Origin of the sequence: Adonisia turfae CCMR0081 (assembly GCF_011009555.1) — a bacterium.
GTDB classification, from domain to species: Bacteria; Cyanobacteriota; Cyanobacteriia; order Phormidesmidales; family Phormidesmidaceae; genus Leptothoe; species Leptothoe turfae.
This window is the reverse complement of sequence record NZ_QXHD01000004.1, coordinates 4651584-4658111: the sequence shown is the minus strand read 5'-3', so window position 1 is coordinate 4658111 and position 6528 is coordinate 4651584. Positions and strand designations below refer to the sequence as shown.

Below are 6528 nucleotides of genomic sequence, written 5' to 3'. Positions count from 1 at the left end.
CCCGTATCTCCCATGAAGAGCTGGAATGCTTGTTCCGGGGCTATGGTTATACCCCCTACTTTGTGGAAGGGAAAGATCCCGCTGAGATGCATCAGCGGATGGCCTCGGTGATGGAAGAATGTGTGCTGAAAATCAAAGAAGTTCAGCGAGAGGCACGGGTATCCGGCAAAATTGAGCGACCTCGGTGGCCCATGATTGTGCTACGCACCCCCAAGGGATGGACTGGCCCTACTGAAGTTGATGGCAAAAAAGTTGAGGACTTCTGGCGTTCTCACCAGGTGCCCATGGGAGGCATGCATGACAACCCTGATCACCTGCGCCGATTGGAAGAATGGATGCGCAGCTATAAACCTGAAGAGCTATTTGATGAAAACGGAGCGCTGATCTCTGAACTTAAGGCGTTAGCACCAAGCGGTAGTCGCCGCATGGGGTCTAACCCTCATGCTAACGGTGGTTTACTGCGTAAGGCCCTAAAAATTCCTGATTTCCGTGATTATGCCATTCAGATGGAACACCATGGCACTGAGGAGTTTGAAAACACTAAAGTGCTGGGCTTTTTGATGCGCGACATCATGCGGGATAACCCCAATAACTTCCGATTGATGGGGCCCGATGAAACCGCATCAAACCGGTTACAAGATGTCTATCAGGTCACCAAAAAGGTTTGGATGGCAGATATCTACCCGGAGGATGAGGGGGGAACTGAGCTGTCCCGCGATGGTCGGGTGATGGAAATGCTCAGCGAGCATACGCTGCAGGGTTGGCTAGAGTCTTACCTGCTGACCGGACGCCATGGCCTTTTCCATACCTATGAGGCCTTTGCCCATGTGGTAGATTCCATGTTTAATCAACATGCCAAGTGGTTAGATATTTGTCGTAACCATGTGCCCTGGCGACGGTCGGTATCGTCCCTCAATATTCTGTTGTCGTCCTTGGTTTGGCGACAGGATCATAACGGCTTTAGCCATCAGGATCCCGGCTATATCGATCTGGTGACCAATAAAAGCCCTGATGTGGTCAGACTGTATTTCCCACCGGATGCCAACTGCTTATTGTCGGTGGCTGATCACTGCTTCCGCAGTACGGATTACATCAATGTCATCATTTCAGATAAGCAAAAGCATTTGCAGTATTTGCCCATGGATGAGGCCATTGCCCATTGCACTAAGGGCATCGGCATCTGGGATTGGGCTAGCAATGATGACTGCGGAACTGAGCCTGATGAACCTGATGTGGTAATGGCCAGCTGCGGTGATATTCCCACCATGGAAGCGCTAGCGGCAACCGCTATTTTGCGAGAAGAGTTTCCTGAACTGAAGATTCGCTTTGTCAATGTGGTGGATCTGTTTAGGCTAGTGTCCGAAGGAGAACATCCCCACGGTCTATCGGATTGGGATTTCAACTCCCTATTCACCCCCGATAAACCCGTGATCTTTAACTTCCATGGCTATCCCTGGCTGATCCATAAGCTGGTATACCGTCGTTCTAAGCAAGAACGTATCCATGTACGGGGCTATAAAGAGGAAGGAAATATCAACACACCGCTGGAGCTGGCGATCAATAACCAGGTGGACCGGTTTAACTTGGTGATTGATGTGATTAACCGCGTACCGAAGCTGGGATCGGCTGCAGCCCATGCAAAAGAGCGGATGAAGAACAAGATCATTGCATCCCTAGCCTATGCCCATGAGCATGGTAAGGACCAAGATGAAATTGTTCAATGGAAGTGGCCCTACACAACATGAAGATCCTGGTTCTCAACGCCGGTTCTAGTAGTCATAAGCTCTGTTTGTATGACCTAGGTGAGACTCTGCCTGAGAATACTCCTACACCTGTTTGGGAGGCCCAAATTGATTGGTATCCCAAACAGGCTGTGATCGAGGTTAAGACTGAAGCTGGTGAGGCTTTAGAACAGAAACTGGCCATAACGTCTCGGCGAGAAATTCTCTCTCAGGTGCTGGGTTCTCTTTGCCAGGGGACAACGCAGGTTCTCAAGCACCTGGAAGAGGTTGATGTGGTTGGCCATCGAGTTGTGCACGGTGGTCAGACCTACCAAGCTAGCACCGTTGTTACGTCTGAAGTAAAAGCAGAAATTGATTGTCTAAAACAGCTGGCCCCCAACCATAATCCGGCCAATCTCGAAGGCATTGAGCTTATGGAGGAGTTACTGGCAGTCCCCCAAGTAGCTGTATTTGATACGGCCTTCCATAGCCAGATGCCAGATGTAGCAGCGATTTATCCAGGCCCCTATGGCTGGGTAGACCAGGGCATCCGTCGCTATGGGTTTCATGGCATCAGCCATCAATATTGTAGTCAGCGAGCTGCCCAGCTGTTAGGAAATGATGATTTACGGCTGATTATTTGTCATCTAGGCAATGGGGGTTCTCTTTCGGCTGTTCGCCATGGCCACAGCATTGATACCACCATGGGCTTTACTCCCCTGGATGGTTTGATGATGGGTACCCGTTCTGGGGCGGTTGATCCCGGCATTTTGATTTACCTGATGCGACAAGGCTATGGCGCGGATGAGCTGGACCACATGCTTAATAAAGAGTCAGGGCTTCAAGGTATTTCTGGGATATCCCATGATTTACGACACATTAGACAGGCAATTGCTGCTGGAGACTCCCATGCGCAACTGGCCCGAGATGTTTATCTCCATCGTCTTAAGGCCTGTTTTGGTTCAATGCTCATGAGTTTAGGCGGTGTAGATGCTATTGTTTTTACAGCTGGCATTGGTGAGCATGATGCCTCGATTAGAGCTGATGCCTGTGGGGCGATGGATTTTTTAGGACTGACACTAGATCCTAGTAAAAATGAAAAGGCTCCTGTCGATCAGGATATTGCCACTACTGATTCTAAGGTGCGTGTTTTAGTAATTCACACCCAAGAGGATTGGACCATTGCCCAAGATTGTTGGCACTGTTTGAAACAAGAGAAGCCATAGATTAACGGTTTAGGCCTTGACTGGCAAGTTAGGCGCTTGCGCTGAAATAGTCACCCCATTCCCCCATCACTCATCCACCCATCGACAACCCCAACCTGGGTCTTTATTATTGTGCGCGCCTGTCAATCTGAAGTTGTCCTATGCAGCCTGTGATTATACGCGTCTGTCAATCTGAAGTTGTCCTATGCAACCTGTGATTATACGCGCCTTTCAATCTGGTTTGCTATGTGCGGCATCCATGCCTTTAGGGGCGGTGACCTCTCGTTTTTGGCAACCCTCGGGACGGGTTGTCGGTGCCCTGACCGCATTTGGAGCCGGAGCGTTACTAGCAGCAACGATGCTGGATCTAGTCTCCCATGCTGTAGAGGAAGGATTTATTGTTGAGTTGGTGACAGGTGGTATTATTGGCAGTCTCTTTTTTACAACGGTCAATCAGTTTATGAACAAATATGGCAGCTTTTTGCGAAAGCCAGCGACGGCTGCTGCCCATATTGCCAATCATCAGGAGCAACATTTCCAAGACCTGTTAAAACAAGTAAGACGACTTGAGATCTTTCGTTCGCTAACACCCCACGCCCTAAAGCGCTTGACTAAATGTCTACTGGTTAGCCACTATTCCAGTAATACCGTACTGTATCAGCCGGGTAGTGCCTGCGAGACGTTATACATCCTCAACAGTGGAAACGTGCAGTTGCTAGATCCTGACCAGGATATGCAGCCGTTTGCCCAGCTGAAACGAGGGGACATTTTTAGTCGGATGGCGTTTTTTACAGGGGCTCCCCATGGGACGGTTGCGATCGCAACCACAGATTGTGAAATCGCCAGTTTACCCAGAGATTCCTTCGAAGATCTGCTAGAAACCTGCCCTGAGCTGAATGAAGCCACCCAACATCTAGTGCAGGGAGATGAAATTGCCCAATACCTACTACAGCGTCACCATCTCACCCGTAACGAGATTAAAGCCTGGGTTGAAAAAACAGTGACCTGCCTCCAAACAGCCGCACGAATTCCCGATGCTGTGTCCATCGATAACAAGGCCAACGAATTTATCCAAATTGCCCGTCAGATTAAACGACTACCCATTTTTCAATACCTGCTAAGCGAAGATATTGAAGCAATTGCCAGCCGTCTGCAATATCGACGAGTTGGAGCTGGGCAAACATTCTTTTACCAGGGGGAGGAAGGCCAAACCCTGTACATCATTCATGCAGGACATGTTCTCCAGAGCGATCCCAAAAGTCCTAGTCGAAAGGCGATCAGGCTTCATCCCAAGGATGCCTTTGGGGAACTCTCCTTTTTAACCGGTGCACGCCATACGGTGACTGCTGTTGCCGACAGTAGTGTTTGCCTTTGGCAACTGAGCAAAATCGACTTTGAAGAGCTGTTAAAACAGTCCCTGAATCTGAATCATGCCGTTGAGACATTTCTGCGCCAGGGAGAGATTACTGGCTATTTACAACAAAAGCAAAATTTTTCTCAAAAACAATCTACGGCATGGTTACAACAGGCATTTAATGATTTGCAAGGAGGCGAAACGCTACCCTCAGCCCAGGCCATGATTCAGTCATTAGGGGAGCATAACAATGCCCCTTTAGCCATATGGTTAGGACTGTTAATAGACGGCATTCCTGAGTCCTTAACCATTGGTGCTGGCACACTCGTCAGCGGTGGCGTCAGCGCCACGCTACTGGCTGGACTATTTATCTCTAACTATCCAGAAGCACTGTCTAGCTCAGATGGTATGCGCCAGCAAGGATTCCCGTTTACCCGTATTGTCACCATGTGGGTATCGGTTATGCTGATTCAGGGCATTGTTGCGGGCTTAGGAAGCTTACTTTTGGCAGGTGCGTCCGAAAACCTAGCCTCCTTTATCGAGTCGATTGGAGCCGGTGCCATTCTTACCATTTTAGCAGAGACGATGCTGCCCGAAGCCTACATGCGTCGAGGTTATTTTATCGGTCTTTCTTTGCTGCTAGGATTTCTTGTGATTGTACTGATCAAAACATTTCTATAACGTGGTGTAGATTCATGGGATCAACTCATGCCAGAATTAGAGTCAATGACACCACCCCATGACATGATTATAAAGAAACCCTGTGTAACGAAGTCATTAAAACTCTATGTGTGCAAGTTCAGTTTGGATAACCCTACTAATTTTTAAGCTATAAAGCTTACTCTTGGATTATCATCATCAGCATAGATTTTAATCTCTTCAAAGACGATTAGTGCTGTTGAAACTCTTAGAGAACAATCATTAAAATTTAATATTTATGGCTCATGGTTTGCAGACATCTGCCTAATTCCATAGGCGGCCTTTAGATCTCCAATCACTTTGGATGAGGGTGATTACAATAAGGACATGGTCAGCCAACAAAATGGAGCAAACTATGGCACAAACTCTCCTGGAACAATTGCGTGAAATGACCGTTGTAGTCGCCGATACTGGCGATATTCAGGCAATTGAGCAGTTTAAACCGCGAGATGCCACAACCAATCCATCCCTGATTACGGCGGCGGCACAGATGCCCCAATATCAAGGCATTGTTGACGAAACATTACAAACTGCAAAAGCGGATGCAGGTCCTGATGCTAATACTCAGGAAATTGTCAATTTAGCCTTTAAGCGCCTGGCGGTTGCCTTTGGCCGCAAAATTCTGGAAATTATTCCAGGTCGGGTATCCACTGAAGTCGATGCTCGATTGTCCTACGATACTGAGGGGACAATTGCTACGGCGCGCGATCTGATTTCCCAATATGAGAGTGTCGGCATTTCCCGTGAGAGAATTTTGATTAAAATTGCCTCTACCTGGGAGGGCATTAAAGCCGCTGAGATTTTAGAAAAGGAGGGCATCCATTGCAATCTGACCTTGCTATTTGGTTTACATCAGGCCATCGCCTGTGCTGAGGCGGGTGTGACACTCATCTCTCCCTTTGTTGGTCGCATTCTCGACTGGTATAAAAAAGAGACCGGTAAAGACGCTTACGAACCCGCCGAGGACCCAGGTGTTTTGTCAGTCGCTGAAATTTATAACTACTATAAAAAGTTTGGTTACACCACTGAGGTGATGGGGGCTAGCTTCCGTAATACGGATGAGCTAACAGAGCTAGCAGGGTGCGATCTGCTGACTATTTCACCCAAGCTTTTGGCACAATTGGATGCTGTTACGGCCCAGCTACCGCGTAAACTTTCCCCTGAACTAGCCCAAGACCTGACAATCCAGAAAATCTCAGTTGATCAAGAAACGTTCGAAAAAATGCATGGGGCCAACCGCATGGCTTCAGAAAAACTAGCCGAAGGTATTCAAGGGTTTACTAAGGCCCTGGAGTCATTGGAATCCTTATTGGCAGAACGTCTATCTCAGCTTGAGGGGAACGAGGTGGTTAGCCACGCTGCCGAAGACATTTTTCGTGCCTATGATCTGGACGGTGATGGCTTTATTACCCGTGAAGAATGGATGGGTGCGGATGCTGTCTTTGATGCCCTTGATCTGGATCATGATGGCAAAATTACGCCTGAAGAGATGGGCTCTGGGTTAGGGGCTGCATTTAGGTTGGTGAAGGTGTAAGACGTTCCATGGAAC

Annotated in this window: 4 protein-coding genes; all 4 read left to right on the top strand. The window is 48.3% G+C overall.

Going from position 1 to position 6528, the window contains the following annotated elements:
- Positions 1-1745 (top strand): phosphoketolase family protein (locus tag DXZ20_RS24015; RefSeq protein WP_163703601.1); only part of this gene is annotated, 1745 nt, incomplete at its 5' end.
- Positions 1742-2947 (top strand): acetate/propionate family kinase, encoded by a 1206-nt coding sequence (locus DXZ20_RS24010; RefSeq protein WP_163701402.1) that lies wholly within the window; start codon positions 1742-1744, stop codon positions 2945-2947. The genes DXZ20_RS24015 and DXZ20_RS24010, both read left to right, overlap by 4 nt.
- Before the next feature lie 184 nt (positions 2948-3131).
- Positions 3132-4961, top strand: coding sequence for a cyclic nucleotide-binding domain-containing protein (locus DXZ20_RS24005; protein ID WP_163701401.1), 1830 nt, complete (start codon positions 3132-3134; stop codon positions 4959-4961).
- 373 nt (positions 4962-5334) lie between these two features.
- Positions 5335-6513 carry a transaldolase gene (locus DXZ20_RS24000; protein ID WP_163701398.1) on the top strand — a complete coding sequence of 393 codons (1179 nt, stop codon included), beginning with the start codon at positions 5335-5337 and terminating at the stop codon, positions 6511-6513.
- Positions 6514-6528: the final 15 nt, after the last annotated feature.